We start from the raw sequence: 22,481 nt of genomic DNA on the forward strand, positions 1-22,481 counted from the left end.
AAATATTATTTTTGTTTTACGGTTATATTGATATATATTCGCTGCATTAGTAAAATTGCCGCGATTATTCTTGAAAACACACGAAAAAAAAGGCAGAGTCCATGATTAGATTTATTGTTAAAAGAGACGGACGCAAGGTTTCTTTTAACCAACAGAAAATTGCAAATGCCATTAAAAAGGCCTTGGTTTCGGTTCATCCAGATGAGGACGTAACTCCTCAAGATGAGGAACTTGTTGTTCAATTAACCGATGAAGTTATAAATGCTATTGAAAGTGAAGTAACCAAGGTTCCTACTGTTGAACATACTCAGGACTTAATTGAGAAAATTTTAATTAAGCATGATCTTGCTGATGAGGCTAAAAACTTCATTTTGTATCGTCAGCAGCGTACTAATGTACGTACCTATAATGCCGAGCTTACCCAAATTTATCGTGATTTAACCTCTAAATCCACCGATGATATGGATTTAAAGCGTGAGAATGCCAATATCGATGCCAATGCACCGATGGGTCTTATGCTGCGCTTTGGTTCTGAAGGTTCAAAAGACTTCGTTAAACGTTATGTCTTAAAACCTGAGCATGCTTTGGCACATAGCAACGGATCTATTCATATTCACGATTTGGATTTTTACCTTTTAACTATCAATTGCTGCCAAATAAGTTTAAAGAGTTTATTTAAACGCGGTTTTTCAACCGGACACGGTTTCTTGCGTGAACCGCAGTCTATACAATCAGCATCTGCCTTATGTTGTATCGCAATTCAGTCTAATCAGAATGATATGCATGGCGGTCAGTCTATTCCTATGTTTGAATATGATTTGGCCCCTTATGTAGTTACTTCTTATATTAAGCATTTGTGTAAAGTAATTCAGATAACTTTGCGCGATGATTCAATTGATTTGTCTTTGCTTAAAGATTTTTGCCGTGAAATTTACAATGAATATGAAACAGTTTTAAGTGACGAAGCTGCAGCAAAAATCAAAGCTAAGGTTATGGATATAATCAAGCCTTTTTACAAAGATGATGAAGCTTTGCAAAAAGACGGTTCTTATATCATGACTGAAGCTTATAAGCTTACAGAGCGTGAAACTTATCAAGCAATGGAAGCGGTTATTCATAACTTAAATTCCATGCAAAGCCGTGCCGGAGCTCAAGTTCCTTTTTCTTCAATCAATTACGGAACCGGAACTACTCCTGAACAGCGCATGATTATGAAGAACGTGCTGCTTGCTACCGATGCCGGTTTAGGCGGTGGTGAAACTCCTATTTTCCCGGTACAGATTTTCAAGGTAAAAGACGGTATCAATACAAAAGAAGGCGATCCTAATTATGATTTGTTCCGTTTAGCCTGCAAAGTTTCGGCAAAGCGTCTTTTCCCGAATTTCTCATTTTTGGATGCACCTTTTAATTTGCAGTATTACAAGCCTGGTCATCCGGAAACCGAACTTGCCGTTATGGGATGCCGTACCAGAGTGTTTGGAAATTACTATGACAAGACCAGAGAAATTATCCCTGGTCGCGGTAATTTATCATTTACCACAGTTAATTTGCCGCGTTTGGGTATTGAAGCGCACGGATCTATCAGTAAGTTCTATGAATCATTGGATTCTGTTGTTCATCTTATTTTCAATCAGCTTTTAGATCGTTTTGACATTATTGCTAATAAACATGTCTATAACTATCCTTTCCTTATGGGACAAGGCGTGTGGATCGATTCTGAACGTCTTAATATGGATGACAAGATTGAGGATGTCATTAAACATGGTTCTCTTTCTGTAGGATTTATCGGTCTTGCTGAAACTTTGGTCGCTTTAACCGGCAAACACCACGGTGAAAGTGAAGAATCTTATAAATTAGGTTATGAGATTATTAAGCACATGCGTGCTTTAACCGATGAACAAATGGTTAAGACCGGACTTAATTTCTCATTGTTCTCAACTCCTGCAGAAGGTTTGTCAGGAAGATTCGTTAAGATAGATCGTCAGATTTACGGATCTCTTAAAGGCATAACCGATAGAGAGTATTACACCAATAGCTTCCATATTCCTGTTTATTACAATATAAGTGCAGCAGATAAGATAAGACTTGAAGCTCCATTCCATGAGCTGTGCAACGCTGGTGCCATTTCTTATGTGGAAATGGACGGTGATTTAACTCGAAATGTGGATGCTTTTGAAAAAGTTATTTTATACATGAAAGAATGCGGCATCAGCTACGGATCGGTTAACCATCCTGTAGATCGCTGCCCGGTTTGCGGTTACGTCGGTGTTATTAATGACGTATGTCCTAAATGCGGTCGCCATGACGGTGAAGGTGTTACAATAGAAAGACTAAGCAAACTCGGCGTTGATTGTATTTGTCGCGGATAACGGTTTGTTTTAAAAGGAGATAGATATGGTAACAAGATTAAATGCTCGTAACGGAGTTGTTGGAGAAGGCGTTAAATTTGAGCGTATCAGAAGAGTAACCGGTTATTTGGTCGGAACTTTGGATCGCTTCAATAACGCAAAACGCGCTGAAGAAAAAGATCGCGTTAAGCATATGCATGTCTAATTATTGAGGTAAAAAATATGGATCTTCGGGTTCTTGATGATACTTATATTCGTATTGCCGGTGTAGTTCCCGAATCCATCGTAGACGGCCCCGGTATTCGTTATACGATTTTCACACAAGGTTGTCCTTTTCATTGTGACGGCTGTCATAACCCTCAGGCTCAGCCTTTAGGCGGCGGAATGGAAGTAAAATTAAGGGTTTTGTATGATGAAATTAAAGCAAATCCCTTAATTACCGGTGTTACTTATTCTGGCGGTGAGCCGTTTATTCAAACCCGTCCTTTAATTACTTTATCAAAAATTCTTAAAGAAGAAGGCTATTCCCTTTGGTCTTATTCAGGATATACTTTTGATAAATTAAGTGATGATTTTATGCGTCATGAGCTTTTAGAGCTTTTGGATGTTGTGGTTGACGGTCCTTTTGTTCAGTCTTTAAAATCATTGGATTTGGATTTTAGAGGATCAAGCAATCAGCGTATTATTGACGTACAAAAATCATTATCTTTAGGTAAAGTAGTTTTGGCTGAAGGGTTTAAATAATTAATAATCTTACAGGTAAATCACAGGTCAAATTATGCCCTTCCTGTGATTGGGCCGTTACATTGCCTCCTTATAAAGAAGGCATAAAGTGTTCTTGTCCGCGCTGCGGAGCTACATTAAGAAGCGGCCGAATTTATTCCTTACGTCAGTGTGCTGTAATTTCTATTGCAGCTCTTATCTTTTTTGTCTTGTCTCTTTTTGAGCCTTTTCTTTCTTTATCCACTCTCGGTATCAATCAGGAAATGCGTCTTATTTCCATTTTTACCGTGCTGCATACTGATTGGCTCTTGCTTCTTTACGTTTGTGTCCTTTTCACTTTTTTATTTCCTTTATTTATGTTGTTTACGATTATCTGGACTGGGCTTTTTAATTTAAAAATTACGCCGATAATTGGTGAAATATACGCTTTCAGTCATCGCTTTTGCATGATTGACGTTTTTATTTTAGGTGTTTTAGTTAGTCTTATTAAATTAACTGCATTAGTTGATGTTGAATTTCATACCGGTTTTATTTTATCCGGTATTTTTTCCGTAATGATGATTTGGCTTTACACTAAGGTAAGACCCCAGGATATATGGGATAAAGTAAAAACAGCAAAAGTTGATATCATTCCAGGAATCACCGGCAAAAATCAGCATTTATCATTATGCAGGCATTGTTCTTTTGTTTATGATTCCCGCTCTTATAAAAAATGTCCGCGCTGCGGTCATATCAGGCAAATAAGAAATTACGATTGTTATCAAAAAGCAGCAGCATTGCTTTTGTCAGCAATAATTTTATATTTTCCTTCTAATTTATATCCAATCATGTTTACTTCATATCTTGGAAATGAAACAGGGTCAAATATTTTAGAAGGTGTTGTAACTTTGTGGCAGATGGATTCTTATTTTGTTGCCGGTGTGATTTTTTTAGCCAGTATCTGTATTCCGGTTTTAAAAATTATTGCATTGATTATTTTAATGATTATCGTTAAATACCGTCGTCCGCAAAGACCTAAATTACTTTCAAAGTTTTACAGAATTGTTGCCTTTATCGGCAAATGGTCAATGATTGACGTTTTTGTTGTGATTATAATGACATCAGTAGTCAGATTCAGCGGGTTGATGACAATCGATCCGGGATTTGCCATTATCACATTTTGTCTTGTTGTTATTATTACAATGTTTGCTGCTGAAGAATTTGATGAAAGATTGATATGGGATCCAATTAATGAAAGAAGAAAAGAATCAAGATAACGAGCAAGTTGATTTGAGCAAAGCAAAAGAGAGTAAGGCTCAGCGCTTTTCCTTGGTTTGGGTGATTCCAATCATCGCATTGATCGTTTTTGTTATCCTTTTATGGAATAATTCTTTGAACAAAGGACCGCAAATTACGATAAAAATGCCAAGTGCAGAGTCTATAGAAGAGGGGAAAACTTTAGTTAAGCTTCACTCTGTAACCGTAGGAAGAGTAACTGAGATTAAGCTTGACAGCAATTATGACAGTGCTGTGTTAACCGTACAGATGTCAAAGGATACTGAAGAACTTTTAAATGAAGATTCTTTATTCTGGGTAGTAAAACCGCGTGTTGAAACAACAAGTATTTCAGGGCTTGATACTCTTATCTCCGGATCTTATATCGAAATGAGACGCGGAAAATCAGACAAAATGTCCAGCACTTTTTCGATGCTTTCCGATCCCCCTACGGATATAAACAACACAAAAGGTATCGAGCTTATCTTATATTCTGACGGTAACAAACGCTTAAATCCCGGTGACTTTGTAACATATCACGGATTTAACGTTGGCAATGTTTTATCAAGTTCACTTGATCTTGATAATAAACGTATCCGTTATGTGGTTTTTATCGCTGATCCTTATACAAAACTTGTAGACAGTAATACTAAATTTTGGATTTCAAGCGGTATAGATGTTTCCATTGGAACTGACGGAGTTAATTTAAATACTGAATCAATTAATAACATATTGCGGGGAAGTATTGCTTTTGATTCCTTTTCACCTGAAAAAGGAAATCCTTTAACTCCTCTTAGTGAACATAATCTGTTTAAAAGCCAAAATGATGCTCGCGTTGACTCCGCTTCTTCAGGTATTTTATATGTTGTGATGGTAGAAAACGGATTACAGAAAATTAAGCAGGGAGCTGATGTTGTTTTTCAGGGGATAAAAGTAGGTGAAGTGATTACTGCTCCGTGGCTTGAAAATATTGACAGTATTTTTGTCGATTATCAGCAAATACCGGTATTAATTGCGGTCAATGCCTATGACAACTCGAACGTTAATAAGATTAAAGAATCTTTAGATAAAAAGCTTGAACAGGGTAAATTGTGCGCTTCTGCAGTAGCATCAAGTTTTATAAGCGGAAATAATCAGATTGAGCTTAGATATTTATCCGATAGTGAAAAAGCTGTTTATGCTGATAATAAGGTTTATAGAAATGTAAATGTTATTCCTTATCTTAAGGCCGGATCATTACAAAATGAGATTTCTTCTTTTGTAAATCGTTTGGAACAATTTGATGTTGAAGGAATATCAAATAACGTAAAAACAGCTTTAACAGCAGTTACTGATGCCATGAAAGCTTTTGAAAAGAGCAATCATGATGTTAATAAAGCTGAACTTATTCAAAGGCTGACCGTAGCATTTACTAACTTTAATGAAACGGTTAAATCTTATGGTCCTGATTCCGATACTTATAAGAAATTAAATGCCACTTTAAAGGATTTGGATAGGATTGTTTCTGAATTATCTTTAACCGCTGCAAAGATTGGCAATAAGCCTAATTCTTTAATTTTCGGTTCTGATAATAAAGATCCTATTCCTGTTAAAAAGAAATAAGAGTTTACTATGATTAAATTTTGTATAACTTTACTTTGTGCCGTTTTATCTTTTGGCTGTTCCTCATCTAATGAGCAGCGTTACTCTTTAGTTGAGGATTTAACTATTTCCGCAGTTGCGGATACTTTGTATAAAGTTAATTTAAATATAAACGGTGTAAGCGATACCGGCGGAATCATATTGCAAACATCAGAAGTTACTGTGAATGAGGCCTTATCCAATCGCTGGAGTTTTGATTTGGGGGATCAGCTTACCGTTTTGTTAAAGGATAGCTTATATAAAAATAAAGTATCAACTGACTATTCTTTTGATGTTTCAGTATATCGTTTTCAGGGATCTTATTTAGGTGAGGCTCAAGCTGCGGCAGTTTTTGTCGTAAAAAATAAAAACGGCAAGGTAATTTTAAATAAGGATTTTGCCGCGATTAAAGATTTGACTGAAGACGGATATGCAGAATTGGTTTTAAAATTAAAAGAAGCTTGGAATGAAATAACTCTTAAGGCAATAGATTCCTTGCCTTAAGAGTAAATTCTATTTTCCGATACAGAAGGTACTGAAGATTTTACCTAAAATATCGTCAGAGGTTACTTTTCCTGTAATAGTACCTAGGTGATCTTGTGCAATGGCAATCTCTCTTGCGCAGAGTACCAAATCACCGAGATCTAACATTTCAATAGCTCTATGTAATGCCTCAATTGTTTCTTTTATAGCATTTACATGACGACGGCGTGCTGAAAATACCCCTTCTGATGGAATTTCTCCTAAAGCTTTTTTAAGCTCGGTTCTTAAATTATCAAGACCTGCAGCATTTTTAGTTGAACTGCTGATTTGTTTGTACTGTGAAAAATCAGGTTTTTTAAGAAGTTCAGCAGTTTCTTGATTTTCAGGTAAATCGCTTTTGGATTTTATTAAAAGCAGGTTAGTATTATCCCCGAAAATTTCTTTAAGGCGTTTTAATGTATGTTCTGCTTCCGGAGCTGGAGAAGAAGCATCGACCATTAAAAGAACCAGATCTGCTTTTTTTAACATTTCAATAGCTCTTTTAATACCGATAGCCTCAATTTCATCACTTGGCGTATCACGAATACCTGCAGTATCGGTTATAGTCACGGGAATTCCGCCTATTTCAATATTAATCGACAATATGTCGCGTGTTGTTCCCGGAATATTAGTGACAATAGCTCTTTCTTCCCCTGCCAAAGCGTTTAGCAGGCTAGATTTACCGGCATTTGGTGATCCTGCAAGGACGATTCTGGCTCCTTCGTTTAATTTGACGCCATGCTTTGCCGTGGTTAATGACTCATCAGCTAGTGCGATTAAATCACGTAATTCGTTGGCAGCATTACCTGAATCAAAGAAATCTTCATGCTCTTCAGGAAAATCAAGACATCCCTCAAGACGCATTCTAAAGGTGGTGAGTTTATCGGTAAGAGAATTGAGTTTTGCTGCAAAATCTCCTTCAAGAGAAGACAATGCTGCTTTTGCCGCGCTTTCTGAGCCTGCTGAAATTAAATCTTCTACAGCTTCAGCTGCGGTAAGATCCATTTTTCCGTTTAAAAATGCGCGGCGTGTAAACTCACCAGGTTCGGCCTGTCTTACTCCGTCAATTTTCAATACTGCGCTTAATACTCGTTGAGGGGCAACGTTACCGCCATGCCCCTGTAATTCAACGGTATCCTCGCCGGTGTACGAATTAGGTCCCGGAAAGTAAAGTAAAACTCCTTCGTCAATGACGTTTTGAGCGTCGTAGAATCTACGAAAATAAGCTTTTCTTGCTTCAGGAGTGATATGACAGACGCTTTTTGCAACGTCTAAAGCTTTAGAACCTGAGACCCTAATAATGGCAATGCCACCGCGCCCGGGCGCAGTGGCAATTGCAGCAATCGTATCTTCACAAGACATAATTACTTTTTGACTTTTTCAGCCTTTATCTGAAGACCTTTTTTCTCAAGAGATTTGTAGATGATTATCTGCTGGAAAATGGTAAAGCAGTTTGAAACCAGCCAGTATAAAGTCAAACCTGCAGGGAAAGTACAGAACATGAAAGTAAACACGAAAGGCATAGCCATCATTACTTTACGCTGCATCGGATCAGTTATCGGTGTAGGTGACATCTTCTGAATGAAGTACATGGTTACACCATAAAGAAGCGGCGTTACAAAGTAAGGATCGTGTACTGACAAGTCAGCAATCCATCCGATAAACGGAGCGTGACGTAATTCAGTAGACTCCATCAAAGTCCAGTAAAGAGCGATGAAGATAGGCATCTGAATAAGTAACGGGAAGCATCCGCCTAAAGGATTAACTTTTTCCGTCTTGTAAAGACGCATTGTTTCCTGACCGAGTTTTTGGCGATCGTCTTTATAACGTTCACGCAATTCCTGCATCTTCGGAGTAAGAAGACGCATTTTGGCCATGGAAGTATATTGTGCTTTAGTCAACGGGAATAATACTGAACGAACTACCAAAGTCAGAACAATAATTGAAAAGCCCCAGTTGCCGATATAGCTGTGGATGAATTCAAGGATCTTGAATAGAGGAATTGAGATAAACCAAAGCCATCCGTAATCTACGGTTAAATCAAGGTTCGGAGCAACCAATTCCATATTGTCCTGATTTTTAGGACCGATCCACATTTTTGAGGTGAAATCATGTTCAGAGCCGTTTTGTATAACGGTAGGCTCGGTACGGATACCGATAATGGCATCGCGTCCTTCGTTGCTTGAGCTTGAGTAGATGACGTTTTGTACGTTGTCATCAGTGTCGCCAATCCATGAAGCAACAAAATAATGTTGAATCATGGCAACCCAACCGCCTTTGGTCTGAACGTTAAGATTTTGTTTTTCTTTTGCCAGATCAACTAAATCATCAAATGTTTCTTTTTCATAGCGTATGGAATCAGTTGAATACGCTGAACCGCGATAAGCTCCGGCTACCATGCCGAAGGCTCCGGTATTCTGCTGCTGGGAAACGTCAACGGTCTGTTTTAACTGACCGTAGAAAGCCATGGAAACATCTTTGCCGCTGTTGTTTATGACGTTGTAAGATACGTCAACTACATATGAATTGCGGTTTAAAGTATATGTTTTGACGTAAGTTACTCCGTCCTGCTCGAAGTTAAGATTTACGGAGAGGGTATCTTCTCCGTCAGCTAAGACATATTCATTAGCATCGGTGGTATATGTGGGACGGGCTTTTGAATCAGGACCGTCTTTGCCGGTTAAACCGCTTTGAGCCTGATAAACGAAATTAGGCTCGCTCATGAGTAAATGGAACGGATCGTCTTTGCCGAGTTCTTGCTTAACTTTGCAAAGCTTGGCATCAACGATGTCACCGCCTGTAAGATCGACGGTTAATTCAAGAGCATCGCTTTTAATTTTTATTAATTTGCCAGCACTTTCGCTTGCGGCAATGCTGTTATTGAATATTTCAGTCTGTGCTGCTTGTTCGGCAGAGACGGCAGCATGATATTTATCGCTTTCCCATGTCCAGAACAGGAAAAGAGAAAAAATTAAAAACAAAATTAGCAGTATGTTTCTTTGTTGTTCCATTTTTTAACCCTTTAGCGGTTATTTTGGGTTTATATTTTTCTTAGGAACCGGATCGATGCCTCCCGGGTTTAGCGGATGGCAACGGCAAATCCGTTTGGCTCCTAAATAGGAGCCGCGAATAAGACCCCATTCTTTAATCGCTTCAAGGGTATATTGAGAACAGCTTGGATAAAAGCGGCAATGTTGTCCGAGTAACGGACTGATGAGCTTTTGATAGGTTCTTATCATTAAGATTGCGGATTGTCCAAGCGGCGAGAGACGTGGTTCCATAATCTTTGAAGAGTTGAACTCAGTTCGCTGTTACTGATATCCCCTATCTTTGGTCTGGCAATAAAAACCAGATCAGCTTTGGGAAGGTTGTCTTGTGAATTCCTGAAAGTTTCTCTAACGATGCGTTTTATACGATTACGCCAAACGGCACGTTTCAAAACTTTCTTTGATATTACCAGTCCGAGCCTAGGCTTGTCGAGATTGTTGTTTTTAGCAAGAACAAGCATTCCCTGAGCACTGGCGCGGACAGGGTTTTTAAATACCTGATCAAAATCTCGAGAACTTAATAATCTTAATTCTCGAGGAAAGGTATTATTAGTCATTAACGGTTGTTAAACGCTTACGACCCTTGGCACGACGACGAGCCAGGACTTTGCGGCCGTCAGCAGTACGCATACGTACGCGGAAACCGTGGGTGCGCTTGCGTTTTAAAACGTTAGGCTGGAAAGTACGTTTCATTTAAAAATACTCCAAGAGACGGTGTTAACGTCTTTTTATATTTAAGTTGATGCGATCAATACTTCAGATCGCTTTTGAACACGACATTTTACTCTTATATTAGAGTTTAGGTCAACACCCAAACTATGATATGATCCTATAACTGTATTTAACATTCTTCTACGGTTATAAATTCATGAATTATATGCAAGTTTGGCTGGACTCTGTCGCTGCTGTCGTCAGGTCTATGGATAACGAAAAAGATAAAGCCATCGTGCAGCTGTTTGCCACTCAGGTGCAAATGGATGTCCAAGACGATAAAATCCGATTTTTATGCAATTCCCCAGTGGTTTACAGCTTATTTTTAAAATTCAGTACGACTTTTTATGATGCAGCAAAATCTTTGCTCGGAAGAGAAGATTTAGGTTTGTCCGTAGAAGTCGGAGCCTCTGTTTCTCCTGCGGTCCAGCAGCCGGCTTCCCAGAATGCAGCATTTCATAACGAGAGTTTTTCAGCTCAAAATTCAGTCAGCGACTTTAAATTAAATCGTGAAACGGCCGTTCCTCATGTTCAGGCTCAAAGCTCACACGGTACAAAGCCTTTTCATAATAAGAACACGCGCAGCGGTAACATCAATCCGAATAAAACTTTTGAAAATTACGTTACCGATCCTGAAAATAAGCTGTTGTATGCGACCGCCGTTGCTGTAGCGGCAAATCCTGGAACTTCAAATTACAATCCTTTTTATATTTACGGAGCTTCAGGTCTTGGCAAAACGCATTTGCTTTTTGCTATTGCCAACCGCATCCGTGAAACCCATCCTGAGGTTTCTCTTATATATACTCGCGCCGAAGAATTCATTCGTCATTATGTTGAATCAATGGCACGCATTAAAAAGAATCCTTATGACGATGAAAGAATGCATTTTCAGGATTTATACACATCTTATGATGTTTTTATCGTGGATGACATTCAAAACTTCATTAAGGCGGATAAAACCCGTGATACTTTCTTTGATATCATTGCTGACTTTATCGATCAGCCTAATCGTCAGCTGATTTTGGCGTCAGACGTTCCGCCAGGTAATCTTAAAAATTTCAATCCGCGTCTTACTTCCCGTTTCGGTTCAGGAGTGTGCTGTGAGGTTGTTCCGCCAAGTCCTGAAACCAGAGCGGCAATTACACTTAAAAAGTGTAAAGAACTCAATGTGGATCTTCCGGATGACATTATTCAATATATTGCTCTTCATATCCGTTCTAATGTCAGAGAAATTGAAGGAGCGATAAAGACGCTTAATACGCATAAACAGGCTTTCGGAACCATTACAAGTGATGATGCGGTCAAGATTTTAGGAAACCTTGTTAATGCATCCAATCAGATTTGTACGATTGATATGATTAAGGAGAGAGTTTCCAAAGAATTCGGTGTTCCTGTTCAATCAATGGAATCTGCTGAGAAAAAGAAAATGGTGTCAATTGCCAGAGCTACAGCTATGTGCTTAGGGCGTGACTTAATTCCTGCTTTGTCTTTATCTGATATTGGCAGAAATTTTAATAAAGATCATTCTTCCGTTCATGAGGCTATTAAGCGTACCAGAACGCGTATAGAAGAAGATCCTGAATACGCATCACGTTACCGCCATTTGTTATTGTCATTAAAGAAAGAATAAACAAACTTAAGAAGTCAGGATTATATTTATGAAATTTACATTACCTTTAGTTTCTTTTATTAAACATTTATCTCAAGTTTCCGGAGTAGCCGGTGCACCTGGCGGAAAGGACGATATTACTCAGAATGTTTTAATCAGTATTAAAAATAACGAACTTACATTTAAATGTACTGTTTACAGCATTGAGATGTCTGTAGTCATTCCGGGAGTTGCTGATGTTGAATCTGAAGGTGCTACTACCGTAAATGCGGCAAAGTTAAGAGATTCATGTAAAAATCTTGATCAATCAGCCTTGGTGACCTTTGATTATGATGAGAGCAATGAGATTTTGCTGGTAAGTTCCGGCACTGCGCAATTCCAAATTCGTACTCGCAATGTGCTTGAGTTTCCTACTTTTGAACATGAGGATGTTGAGCAGAGAATTGTTTTAAAGCAAAACCAATTAAAAGCTATTATCGATAAGTCTATTTTCTGCATTTCAAATGAGGATTTTCGTGAGTATTTAAAAGGCATGCGTTTTGAAGTAGACGGAGAAAACGTGTCGGTATTCACCTCAGACGGACATCGTATGGCTGTTATCGAGACTACTTTGGATGCACCTATTTCTCAGCCTTTGGGTTCTAATCTTACCCGTCGTTGTGCCGCAGAGCTTACCAAGATTTTAAAGGACAGTGATGAGCCGGTTGAACTTGCTTTTACCAAAAACTCAGTGTCCACTTCCTGTAACGGATATACTTTGACCTCAAAGCTTTTGATTTGCGGTTATCCTAATGTTCGTGCCGTTATTCCCAAGAGTATTGATGTTTCGGTTGAAGTTCCGAGAGCAGAGCTTAAAAATGCTATTTCACGCGTTAACGTTTTGTCTTCTAAACGAGTTAATGCCGTTAATTTAGTATTTGCCGATGACAGACTGAATTTAAAGACTGAAAATTCAGAACATGAAGTTGCAACAGAGTCTTTAAATATAAGCTACAACTTAAATCCTATCGATATGTCTTTAAACGCAGGTTATGTTACGGAAGTTTTAAATGCCATTTCTACGGATAACGTGCGTTTTTGTTTTGCAAATCCGATAGTCAGTACCTTAATCGAACCGTGTTCAAATGATTATGAGTACGGAGTGCGTACACGTTATATTATTTCCCGCGTCGTAGTTTGATTTAACTTAGCGCTTTTACGGCGCTAATTAAATATGTTTTTATCAAGACTTGTTATAAGCGATTTTCGCAACCTGGAGTTGTTGGATTTTCATCCCGCTCCAGGTTTTAACGTTATATATGGCCCTAATGGCAGCGGTAAGTCATCCGTTCTTGAAGCTATTTCATATCTTGCTTTAGGACGTTCTTTTCGTGGATATAACTATCAATATTTAATAAAAACCGGTAAAAAATCGTTTTCCGTTTTTGCTTCAGTTAATGAAAATTTAGAAAGTGTTACCGATAACATAGGAATCGCAAAAGGAAGGGGTGAAGATCTGCAAATTAAAATCAATGGCTCTAAAGTGCAAAGGCTTATTGATTTGGTGGATAAAATTTGTGTTCAGATAATTCATCCTCAGGGAATTGAATTAGTGACCCAAGGTCCTGAATTAAGACGTAATTTTATAGATTGGGGAGTTTATTACTCAGAGCCGGCATTTAAAGATCTGTGGTTTAACTACAAAAGAGTACTAAAACAGCGCAATATGTTGTTAAAAAGTAAAGCTTCAGATCTAGAGGTAAGCGTTTGGGACGATCTTTTGTCGTCTTTATCAGAAAAAATCGATGAATTACGTCGAACTTATCTTGAAAAATTAAAGGATTTTTTAAGTGTTCAATGCGAACAATTTTTACCTAAATTTTCTTTAAAATTTGAGCTGCACTCAGGTTGGAATAAAGACTTTAAACTCAGGGATTTGCTGGCGCAAAACCTTGAAAAAGACAGGGTTTTAGGCTATACTTTTTACGGTTGTCATAGGGCTGATTTGAAGATTAAATCCGACTCAATTTCAGCAGGTGCAACCCTGTCGCGAGGTCAATTAAAATTATTGGTTTGCGCAATGAGACTTGCACAAGGTCTCTTATTGAAACAGGAAACCGGCAGAAGTTGTATCTATCTTATTGATGATCTTAATTCCGAATTAGATAGCAATTCTCAAAAGATTCTGCTTGAGAATCTCAAGCAGTGTTCCTGTCAGGTTTTTATCACTAATATTTCGCGTGAAATGATGCTTAGTAACGATGTGGATATATGCTACGTCGGACTTAATAACGGATTTTTAGAAGACTCTTAAAGAGGTAAAAATGTCTGCAGAAAACAATTACGGAGCTTCAGGTATTAAGGTATTGCACGGACTTGAAGCAGTTCGTAAGCGCCCTGGTATGTATATCGGTGATACTGATGACGGATCAGGTTTGCATCACATGGTTTTTGAAGCAGTTGATAACTCGATTGACGAAGCTTTAGCAGGTTTTTGTACTGATATTGAAGTAACCATTTGTGCAGACGGATCTGTAAAAGTTAAAGATAACGGACGCGGAATTCCTGTAGATGAGCATCCTGAAGAACATCGTTCGGCAGCTGAAGTCGTTATGACCGTTTTGCATGCCGGCGGTAAATTCGATTCAAATTCCTATAAAGTTTCAGGCGGTTTGCACGGTGTCGGTATTTCTGTAGTAAATGCCTTGTCAGACAAGTTGGTTTTGACTATTTGGCGTCAGGGACACATTTGGCAGCAGACTTATTTAAACGGAGGCAATCCTGAAGCTCCGTTAAAGCAAATCGGCGATTCTGACGCAACCGGCACAGAAGTCCGTTTCTGGCCTTCGCCTTCGATTTTTTCTAATACCACATTTGATTACAATACTCTTGCCAAGCGTTTAAGAGAATTGTCTTTCTTAAACTCCGGCATCAAGATTATCTTGACTGATGAGCGCGAAGAAGGAAAAACTCATACTTTCCATCATAACGGAGGTATTGAAGAGTTCGTTCGTTACTTAAATCGCGGAAAGAACCCTTTAAACAATAAGATTTTCCATTGCACCAAGATGTGCGAAGACCATATCATGGTTGAAGTAGCTATGCAGTGGACTGATGCTTATAATGAGAGCGTTTTCTGTTTTACCAATAATGTTCCGCAAAAAGACGGTGGTACCCACTTATCTGGATTTAAGAGTGCCGTAACCAGAATTTTCAATAATTTCCTTGAATCTCACGGCTATTCTAAGAAACATAAGGTTTCAACTTCAGGTGATGATGCCCGTGAAGGTTTGACTGCCGTTATTTCGGTTAAAATGCCGGATCCTAAGTTTTCTTCACAGACTAAAGATAAACTCGTTTCTTCTGAAGCCGGAAACGCTGTAAGCGGATGTGTCTCTGAAAAATTAAAGGAATTTTTGGAAGAAAATCCTGCCGATGCCGATAACATCTGCATGAAAATTATCGAGAGTGCCCGTGTGCGTGAAGCTATGCGTAAAGCTCGTGACCTGTCACGTAAAAACGGTAAACTCGATATTAATTCATTGCCTGATAAATTGGCAGCCTGCCGTGAAAAAGATCCTGCTTTGTGTGAGCTTTTCCTCGTTGAGGGTGATTCTGCAGGCGGTTCGGCAAAAGGCGGACGTGATTCCAAGTTCCAGGCTATTTTACCTTTACGCGGTAAAATTCTTAATGTTGAAAAAGCTCGTTTTGACCGCATGATTCAGTCTCAACAAGTCGGTACTTTGATTACCGCCTTAGGCTGCGGTGTAGGCAAGGATGAGTACGATCCTGATAAGTTCCGTTATCATAATGTCATCATCATGACTGATGCTGATGTTGACGGTGCTCATATCCGTATTTTGCTTTTAACCTTCTTCTATCGTCAGATGCCTGAAATCATTGAGCGCGGATATGTGTATATCGCACAGCCTCCTCTTTACCGTTATCAAAAGGGTAAGCAGGTTGTCTATGTTCAAAGCGATAAAGAAGCCTTGCAGTATCGCACTACCTTAGCTTTGGACAATGCGGCTATTTATGTTAATAAAGATGCTGCGCCTATAACCGGATTACCGCTTGAGTCTTTGTTTAATGATTACAACAAGGTAATGACTTCATTACCGAAGATGTCGCTTAAGCTTCATAAGGATATTCTTATTAATTTAATGTATTATCCTTTATTCACTGCAGATATGTTTAAAGATGAAGCAAAAGCTAAAGAGTGGACTGAAGGTTTTGTAAAGCAATTGCCTTCACAACCTACGGAAGGCGTTTTCTATCGTGCCGAAGTTAAATATGATGCCGTTGAGTCTGTTTACTATCCTTCAATTGTTCATCATATTCACGGTATTGATTATCGATATGATTTAAACCGTAACTTCTTTGATTCTTCAGACTATCAATTGCTTAAGTCATTAAACGCAAAGGTATTGGATCTAATTGAAGAAGACGGTTATGTAGTGTCAGGATCCAAGCAGATCCCGGTGAAGAATTTCCATGAAGCTTATGAAGTTTTAATGAAGGAAGGTTTTGCCGGTGTTAAGATCCAGCGCTACAAGGGATTGGGTGAAATGAGTGCTGAGCAATTATCTGATACTACCATGAATCCCGATACTCGTACTCTGCTTAAAGTAAGTATTGAAGACGCTATTGAGGCTGATCGCTTATTAACCGAGCTTATGGGTGAAGAGGTTGAGTCTCGTCGTGTGTTCATTTCTGAAAACGCTGATAAAGCAACTTTGGATATTTAATTGTCAATCTGCAGCTCAGCGTATGCTGAGCTGCTCATTATCATCATTCACTCGTATACATCGCTACTTCATCAATTTCCCTATTTGCACTGATAATCACATCCTTTCCTTTATTGTGATAGATAAAGGCGTTAGCAGGACCACAGTGTTTATCAAGGCAGTTGCATTTATAACTGTGAGATTCTGTGTCAAATATAAGTTGCAGAAGTTCTTGTTCTCCTTCTCTGTAGCCTAAAACGACGCAAGGTTTATTATCGATTTTATCTGTCCATATGGCATGTAAAAAAGGCATGCTGTCCGGATGTTGGTATTTAAGTTGATATTTGTTGTTTTCATCAAGTTCATAAATTTTTAACTTGTTTCCATGGAATGGAGATATGGTGATTAATTCGTCTTTACCGTCACCGTTTAAATCACATAACGTAGCATCGCTTGTAGGATCTTCTATTAATCGGCTTATTTCCCAGTCTGTTCTTTCGCTGCTAGGCGGCTCTACTTTGAAAACTCCCTCATCACTACTCGTTAGAGCAAAATCTCCTTCAGGTCTATGAATTATATAGAATCCGTGATTATGGTATAGCTCGTCTTTAATGACGTTGAATCTGAATGGTTCCTTTATATTTAAAATATCTTTAGGCAGGGGAGCTGCAAAAATTTTTCCACCGGTGGAAAAATCACCGATAAAAGTGTGTGAAGATTTAATTGTGCAAGCGATTAAATAGTTTTCTTTAGGTGTTTTTAGTATTCCAAAACGATGAATGAACGGTAAGTGACATAATTTTTGGGTTTGCCATTTGAATAATTCTGTCGGATAAACAATATCTATTTCGCTGTAGATTGAATCATCCGGTGAATAGAATTTTTGGGTGGCAAGAAAAATTCCGTTACTATCCGAAACTTGTGTCATCGACATTGTTCCGCCCGGCTCATCCCATATCGTTGCTATTACATTGCCCTCAAGGTCAAATAAATAGCAAGGATCATTTTTTTCTGAAGCTACCAGAATGTAATCTTCATTCATGTATTTAAGCGGTGCTATGGAGTAGCATTTGTTAAGTGTTGCTAGAACCTTTTTTTTCATTTTGCTTTCCTTATGTGTGTTTATCTTATATTCATATTTTAATTTTAAATCTCAATAAAACAAATTTGTTCCACGTGGAACATTTCTTTTTTATTTGTTTGTATTAAATCTCAAGCGTAAATAATAAATATGTTACTCAACGTGCGTTTTGATGTAAGGAATATTGATACTCTTTTGTAAAAAGTAAGAGGTTGCTGCTGTGATGAAATTATTCAAGATATTTGTGAAAGAGTCTTTGTTTATTATTTTTCTATTTTGTTCTCTGTCTTCAGGTACTCAGGAAAATCCTGTTATGGATTTTAAACATAAAGTTTATCAGGATTTTAAGGAAGCAATTCATTCAGAAGATCTATATGTAAAGACTTTAGAGAAATTAAATTTTAATAGTGAAAGTAAAAAAATTCTTTTTAAGGAACATCTAAAGATCCTTTTTAGCAACGATCAGTTGGTTGAAAAATTTTGGGAGCAATTCAGTCCCTTTTTAAAATCACCAGATTTCTACAATGAAACAGAAGTTAATTAAATTGTTAAAGACGCAACTCTAATAGGTATGTCTTTTATTGAAGATTTAGCTGTAAAAGGAATGCTCAGATTGAATGGTTCAGATAGGTTGGAGTATTTTATTCAAACCTATGAAGTAACGGATTTAATGGATGATCGCACTTGTGCATCATTCCAATTTGGCAATGAATTTATTGATCCTGATGTTCTAAGAAATTTTGCAGTTGATTACTATAACTCTATATCTGATATTGCCGTTCGACATAAATTGGCCTTGGTACGAAAAGCCGTTTTGCGAAATAAATAATTATCCTCTACCAAAATTCATTTCATCAAATGACTTATACCTTGCTGAGCAAGCAATGATATCTGCTATAGATAATTGGGCAAAAGGTACTTCTGAAGATAAGGTACATAATTTTGCTTTAGTTTTAACAAATCCCGTAGCCTTTTCGTACGCTGAGCAGTGTTCTGTTGCTAAGACTTTTTTAGAAATACTTATTTCAATCAATGGAAATTACGGTGACATTAATCGCATTCAGATTCTGCAAAGTTTGGTCCATTAATTTTATGTTCCACGTGGAACATAAATTTTGATTGTGAATAGAATTTTATTGATACTTTCGCAGGTAACCTTTTGAATTGTTAACTGGAATGTTGTAGTTATTTTTAATTGATAGTTGATGTTCCACATGGAACAAAAAAGCCAGCACGACGGCTGGCTTTCTGGAGTAAAAAATATCTTAATAAAGAACTGAAATATCTGCAGTCTTTGAGAAGATAGCATTAAGCTTCTGCAGTATCGCAATACGATTAGCTTTTACCTGAGGATCTTCAACATTTACCATAACGTGTTCAAAGAATCCGTCGACATCTTCTTTAAGTTCAGCAAGAGTAGTTAAAGCTCTTTCATAATCGCCGTTGTTATAAAGCTTATCAATAACCGGCAATAAATGATTTAAGTGGTCAACGAGCTTAATCTCTGCATCTTCTTTAAGGAGATTAGGCATAATATCGCCATCGTGTTTTTCGTTCTTAGAAAGAATATTAGCAACACGTTTGTAGGCAGAAGCAAGATCGGTTGCTTCAGGAAGCTCTTTAAACTTGACTACTGCTTTGATGCGTTTATCAAAATCAAGCAGATTAGTAGGATGGGTAGAAAGAACTGCAGCAAAAATTTCGCCGCCGATATTCTGATCCTGATAGTAAGCCTTCAGTCTACCGAAAATATAGTCGGCTACATTCTTAGCAGTATTTTCAGCTTTGAATTTGTCTTTTAATAATTCACATCCTTTATTGATAACATCAACTAAATCGAAATCGAGTTTGTTTTCAATAACAATGCGAATAAGACCGATGGCCGCTCTTCTTAAACCGTACGGATCTTTATCTCCTTTAGGAAGCAAGTTAATACCGAAAATACCGATTAAGGTAGTAAGTTTTTCAGCAAGGCTTACAGAAATTTGAACCGGTTTGGTCGGGATTTTATCTCCGGCAAAACGAGGTAAATATTGTTCAAAAATTGCTTCCGCAACATTTTGATCTTCACCGTCAAGCTCGGCGTAATGCATACCCATGATTCCCTGGGTGTCGGTGAATTCAGTAACCAAAGTGGTTGCTAAATCACATTTGGCTAAGTGCGAAGCTCTTTCACAAAGCTTAGGGTCGGCGTCAATAAGAGTTGCAATATAAGCAGCTAGCTTTCCGACAATTTCAGAACGGTAAGCAATTGTTCCGATGTCTTTTTGATAGACAATGTTCTCAAGACGCGGGAAGAATGATTCTAATGATTGCTTGCGGTCTGTGTTGAAGAAGAATTCAGCATCAGATAAACGTGGTCTTACTACACGCTCATTTCCTGAAATTAATGCAGTAGTGTCAGACGGATTAATGTTGCTGACAAAAGCAAATTTTGGCAGAAGTTTTCCTTGTGCATCATAAATCGGGAAGTACTTCTGATCTCCTTTCATGGTGTAAACAAGAGCTTCAGACGGAACTTTTAAGAAGCGCTCTTCAAAAGAAGCTAAGAAAACGTGAGGGTTTTCTACAAGAGATGTTACTTCCTCAAGCAATGCATCATCTAAATCGGCAACTCCGTTTACGGATGAAGCGAGTTTTTCAACCTGAGCTTTGATAGAAGCTTTACGCTCATCATAGTCAGCGATAACAGCACCTTCATCTTTTAACTGAGATAAATAAGTATCAGCACTCTCAATAGTTAAAGTCTGCTGACCCATAAAACGGTGACCTTTAATGGTCTTTGATGAGCTTACGCCTAAAACAGTTCCTTCAATAAGCTTATCGCCAAACAGCATGCACAAGGTATGAACCGGACGAACAAATTCTTCTTTTTTATCGCCCCAGTGCATAAGCTTAGGGATAGGCAGGGAGCTTAAAGCCTCTTTAAACATCTGAGGGATTAAAGCTGCTGTGTCGGAGCCGTGTTTTACTGATTTTATATAAAGCCATTCACCTTTGTCAGTTTTTAGACGATCGGCCTTATCAACGGTAATGCCGTTGGCAGTAGCCCAGCCAATTGCCGCTTTGGTGGGATTTCCGTTGGCGTCAAATGCTGCTTTAACGGCAGGTCCCTTTATTTCGATTTCACGGTCGGCTTGTTTGGTCTCAAGATCTTTGATGATTAAAGCTAAACGGCGCGGGGTTGCATACCATTTTGCGGATGAAAATTTAAGACCGGCTTGATTTAAATGTTTGACAAAATCGTCATGTAAAGCTTGAGCAAGTTTACGCAATGCTTTAGGCGGTAACTCTTCGGTGCCAAGCTCTAATAAAAGATTTTCGGTTGTCATAATTAATTCCTATTTTGCAGCGTCGTTATTTTTGCACATCGGGAAACCGAGAGCTTCACGAGATTTGTAATAAGCTTCAGCTACTGCTTTGGATAAAGTTCTGATCCTTAAAATATAACGCTGTCTTTCAGTTACCGAGATGGCATGACGAGCATCTAAAAGGTTAAAGCAATGTGCAGCTTTTAAGATGCGTTCATAAGCAGGTAAAGGCAACGGTTTTTCAAGATTAAGTAACGCACTGCTTTCTTTTTCCATCTTGTCAAACATGTTAAACAGGAATTCGGTGTCAGCATGTTCAAAGTTGTATGCTGACTGTTCAACTTCGTTTTGATGGTAGATATCGCCATAGGTTACAACGCCGGTTTTGGTGTGTGCCCAAACCAGGTCGTAGATGGAATTTTTGCCCTGAATATACATGGCAAGGCGTTCAAGACCGTAAGTAAGTTCTCCGGTTACCGGATAGCACTCTAATCCACCGACTTGCTGGAAGTAAGTAAACTGTGATACTTCCATGCCGTTAAGCCAAACTTCCCAGCCAAGACCCCAGGCTCCTAAAGTCGGGTTTTCCCAGTTGTCTTCGACAAAACGGATATCGTTTACCGTAGGATCAAAGCCGAGCTCTTTAAGTGATCCTAAATAAAGATCCTGAATATCATCAGGGGACGGCTTTAAAATAACTTGGAACTGGTAATAGTGCTGTAAACGATTGGGGTTTTCACCGTAACGTCCGTCAGTTGGACGGCGGGACGGCTGAACGTATGCGCAGCAAATCGGTTCAGGTCCTAAAGAACGTAAAAAAGTCATCGGATGGGAAGTACCTGCGCCGACTTCCATATCAAAAGGCTGTGCGATCATGCAGCCTTGACGCATCCAGTAATCCTGCAAAGTGAAAATCAAACCTTGGAAAGTTTGAAGGTCGTATTTATTTGGCATTTTGTTTTATCCGTGGTACGACGTTGATGTTTTTTCCGGATTTTCCGGTTTTATGAAATAAGAAATCAATGGAAAAAGTCTCTTAAATAAATATAAAGAATCAAAATATAAGCTTTTGACTCCGCGTGTAAGAGCTTTTCCTTAAACGAGTAAGTCTAACACTTTATAAGCCTGATATCTACGGCAAAAACATAAGAGAAAACTATCTAAGAACAAGAAAAGAAAGCGTCCTTATTCTTTCTTTTTAATGACAAAGCGGTGCGGGTGTTCGTCATCAGGTAAAGAAATGAGTGTATGCCCCATAAAATTGCAAAAAGCAGGGACATCACGCAGTGATACCGGGTCGTCTGACAATAAAGTTATTTCTTGTCCCGGAGCTGATTTTCTGACGAGATTGCGCAGCAGTGTCAGCGGTTCCGGACATGATAGTCCGCGGCAATCTAAAGTTTCGTTTTCTTTTTCAGGCATAAAAATAGCGTTTATAAGGAAAAAATTTAAAGAGATCTTGAATTAAACAAGCCTCTTGATATAATTACCACACTTTTGCTGGCTTAGCTCAGTTGGTAGAGCGCCTGTTTTGTAAACAGGGGGTCGC

At 38.4% G+C, this 22,481-nt stretch carries 22 protein-coding genes; 13 read left to right on the forward strand and 9 right to left on the reverse strand.

The annotated features are described in order from the left end of the window. The first annotated feature begins 101 nt into the window (after positions 1–101). Genes QZ019_RS04535 through QZ019_RS04560 form a run of 6 tightly spaced genes read left to right on the forward strand, consistent with a single transcriptional unit; the run spans position 102 to position 6,449 of the window. Positions 102–2,369, forward strand: coding sequence for an anaerobic ribonucleoside triphosphate reductase (locus tag QZ019_RS04535; protein WP_294564217.1), 2,268 nt, complete (start codon positions 102–104; stop codon positions 2,367–2,369). Between the two features lie 25 nt (positions 2,370–2,394). Next, the gene (gene nrdD, locus QZ019_RS04540) at positions 2,395–2,553 is read left to right on the forward strand and encodes an anaerobic ribonucleoside-triphosphate reductase (RefSeq protein WP_148514346.1); all 159 of its coding nucleotides are present in this window, start codon (positions 2,395–2,397) and stop codon (positions 2,551–2,553) included. A gap of 17 nt (positions 2,554–2,570) precedes the next feature. After that, positions 2,571–3,092: an anaerobic ribonucleoside-triphosphate reductase activating protein gene (gene nrdG / locus QZ019_RS04545; RefSeq protein ID WP_294564207.1), complete on the forward strand. Its 522-nt coding sequence runs from the start codon at positions 2,571–2,573 to the stop codon at positions 3,090–3,092. After that, a complete protein-coding gene (locus QZ019_RS04550) occupies positions 3,092–4,327 on the forward strand; it encodes a paraquat-inducible protein A (protein ID WP_295482732.1) in 1,236 nt (411 codons plus the stop codon). Before nrdG ends, QZ019_RS04550 begins: the two co-directional genes overlap by 1 nt. Next, complete coding sequence (locus QZ019_RS04555; RefSeq protein ID WP_295482693.1) at positions 4,302–5,927, forward strand: MlaD family protein; 1,626 nt, start codon at positions 4,302–4,304, stop codon at positions 5,925–5,927. The genes QZ019_RS04550 and QZ019_RS04555 overlap by 26 nt, the downstream gene beginning before the upstream one ends. A 9-nt stretch (positions 5,928–5,936) precedes the next feature. Further along, positions 5,937–6,449 carry an ABC-type transport auxiliary lipoprotein family protein gene (locus QZ019_RS04560; protein ID WP_295482696.1) on the forward strand — a complete coding sequence of 171 codons (513 nt, stop codon included), beginning with the start codon at positions 5,937–5,939 and terminating at the stop codon, positions 6,447–6,449. A gap of 9 nt (positions 6,450–6,458) precedes the next feature. Here the strand turns inward: QZ019_RS04560 and mnmE are convergent, their stop codons facing one another. From mnmE to rpmH, 5 genes are read right to left on the reverse strand one after another with little or no spacing between them, the layout of a single operon-like run. After that, positions 6,459–7,829 (reverse strand): tRNA uridine-5-carboxymethylaminomethyl(34) synthesis GTPase MnmE, encoded by a 1,371-nt coding sequence (gene mnmE, locus QZ019_RS04565; protein WP_295482698.1) that lies wholly within the window; start codon positions 7,827–7,829, stop codon positions 6,459–6,461. Positions 7,830–7,831: 2 nt separating this feature from the next. Beyond that, entirely contained in the window at positions 7,832–9,478 is a 1,647-nt protein-coding gene (gene yidC / locus QZ019_RS04570) for a membrane protein insertase YidC (RefSeq protein WP_295482701.1), read from the reverse strand. 18 nt (positions 9,479–9,496) lie between these two features. After that, a complete protein-coding gene (yidD, locus tag QZ019_RS04575) occupies positions 9,497–9,748 on the reverse strand; it encodes a membrane protein insertion efficiency factor YidD (RefSeq protein ID WP_040909158.1) in 252 nt (83 codons plus the stop codon). Next, entirely contained in the window at positions 9,706–10,071 is a 366-nt protein-coding gene (gene rnpA / locus QZ019_RS04580) for a ribonuclease P protein component (RefSeq protein WP_294564186.1), read from the reverse strand. The genes yidD and rnpA overlap by 43 nt, the downstream gene beginning before the upstream one ends. Further along, positions 10,064–10,207 carry a 50S ribosomal protein L34 gene (gene rpmH, locus QZ019_RS04585; protein ID WP_009142933.1) on the reverse strand — a complete coding sequence of 48 codons (144 nt, stop codon included), beginning with the start codon at positions 10,205–10,207 and terminating at the stop codon, positions 10,064–10,066. The genes rnpA and rpmH overlap by 8 nt, the downstream gene beginning before the upstream one ends. 175 nt (positions 10,208–10,382) lie before the next feature. Here rpmH and QZ019_RS04590 point away from each other — a divergent pair, with 175 nt between their 5' ends. The 4 genes from QZ019_RS04590 to gyrB are packed head-to-tail and all read left to right on the forward strand — an operon-like array spanning position 10,383 to position 16,561. Further along, on the forward strand, positions 10,383–11,855 hold the full coding sequence (locus tag QZ019_RS04590; protein WP_295482706.1) for a chromosomal replication initiator protein DnaA: 1,473 nt from the start codon (positions 10,383–10,385) through the stop codon (positions 11,853–11,855). Between the two features lie 28 nt (positions 11,856–11,883). After that, positions 11,884–13,014, forward strand: coding sequence for a DNA polymerase III subunit beta (gene dnaN / locus QZ019_RS04595; protein ID WP_295482709.1), 1,131 nt, complete (start codon positions 11,884–11,886; stop codon positions 13,012–13,014). A 33-nt stretch (positions 13,015–13,047) separates the two neighbouring features. Next, the gene (gene recF, locus QZ019_RS04600) at positions 13,048–14,127 is read left to right on the forward strand and encodes a DNA replication/repair protein RecF (RefSeq protein WP_295482712.1); all 1,080 of its coding nucleotides are present in this window, start codon (positions 13,048–13,050) and stop codon (positions 14,125–14,127) included. 10 nt (positions 14,128–14,137) lie between these two features. Next, positions 14,138–16,561 (forward strand): DNA topoisomerase (ATP-hydrolyzing) subunit B, encoded by a 2,424-nt coding sequence (gene gyrB, locus QZ019_RS04605; protein WP_294564171.1) that lies wholly within the window; start codon positions 14,138–14,140, stop codon positions 16,559–16,561. 43 nt (positions 16,562–16,604) lie between these two features. Here gyrB and QZ019_RS04610 read toward each other — a convergent pair whose 3' ends face one another. Further along, on the reverse strand, positions 16,605–17,642 hold the full coding sequence (locus QZ019_RS04610; protein WP_295482715.1) for a hypothetical protein: 1,038 nt from the start codon (positions 17,640–17,642) through the stop codon (positions 16,605–16,607). A 202-nt stretch (positions 17,643–17,844) separates the two neighbouring features. On the opposite strand from QZ019_RS04610, the gene QZ019_RS04615 reads away from it, so the two are divergent. Genes QZ019_RS04615 through QZ019_RS04625 form a run of 3 tightly spaced genes read left to right on the forward strand, consistent with a single transcriptional unit; the run spans position 17,845 to position 18,709 of the window. Next, a complete protein-coding gene (locus QZ019_RS04615; protein ID WP_295482718.1) occupies positions 17,845–18,165 on the forward strand; it encodes a hypothetical protein in 321 nt (106 codons plus the stop codon). Between the two features lie 27 nt (positions 18,166–18,192). Next, positions 18,193–18,450: a hypothetical protein gene (locus tag QZ019_RS04620; RefSeq protein WP_295482721.1), complete on the forward strand. Its 258-nt coding sequence runs from the start codon at positions 18,193–18,195 to the stop codon at positions 18,448–18,450. A 55-nt stretch (positions 18,451–18,505) separates the two neighbouring features. Then, positions 18,506–18,709, forward strand: a complete 204-nt coding sequence (locus QZ019_RS04625; RefSeq protein WP_295482724.1) for a hypothetical protein — start codon at positions 18,506–18,508, stop codon at positions 18,707–18,709. A 177-nt stretch (positions 18,710–18,886) separates the two neighbouring features. On the opposite strand, the gene glyS is transcribed toward QZ019_RS04625, so the two are convergent. The 3 genes from glyS to tusA all read right to left on the reverse strand — a co-directional run bounded on the left by glyS (position 18,887) and on the right by tusA (position 22,354). Next, on the reverse strand, positions 18,887–20,953 hold the full coding sequence (gene glyS / locus QZ019_RS04630) for a glycine--tRNA ligase subunit beta (RefSeq protein ID WP_295482727.1): 2,067 nt from the start codon (positions 20,951–20,953) through the stop codon (positions 18,887–18,889). Between the two features lie 9 nt (positions 20,954–20,962). Then, entirely contained in the window at positions 20,963–21,886 is a 924-nt protein-coding gene (gene glyQ / locus QZ019_RS04635) for a glycine--tRNA ligase subunit alpha (RefSeq protein ID WP_294564158.1), read from the reverse strand. Between the two features lie 231 nt (positions 21,887–22,117). Then, positions 22,118–22,354 (reverse strand): sulfurtransferase TusA, encoded by a 237-nt coding sequence (gene tusA, locus QZ019_RS04640; RefSeq protein ID WP_295482730.1) that lies wholly within the window; start codon positions 22,352–22,354, stop codon positions 22,118–22,120. Positions 22,355–22,481: the final 127 nt, after the last annotated feature.

It is taken from the genome of uncultured Succinatimonas sp. (assembly GCF_905203285.1).
In the GTDB taxonomy this organism is placed as follows: Bacteria; Pseudomonadota; Gammaproteobacteria; order Enterobacterales; family Succinivibrionaceae; genus Succinatimonas.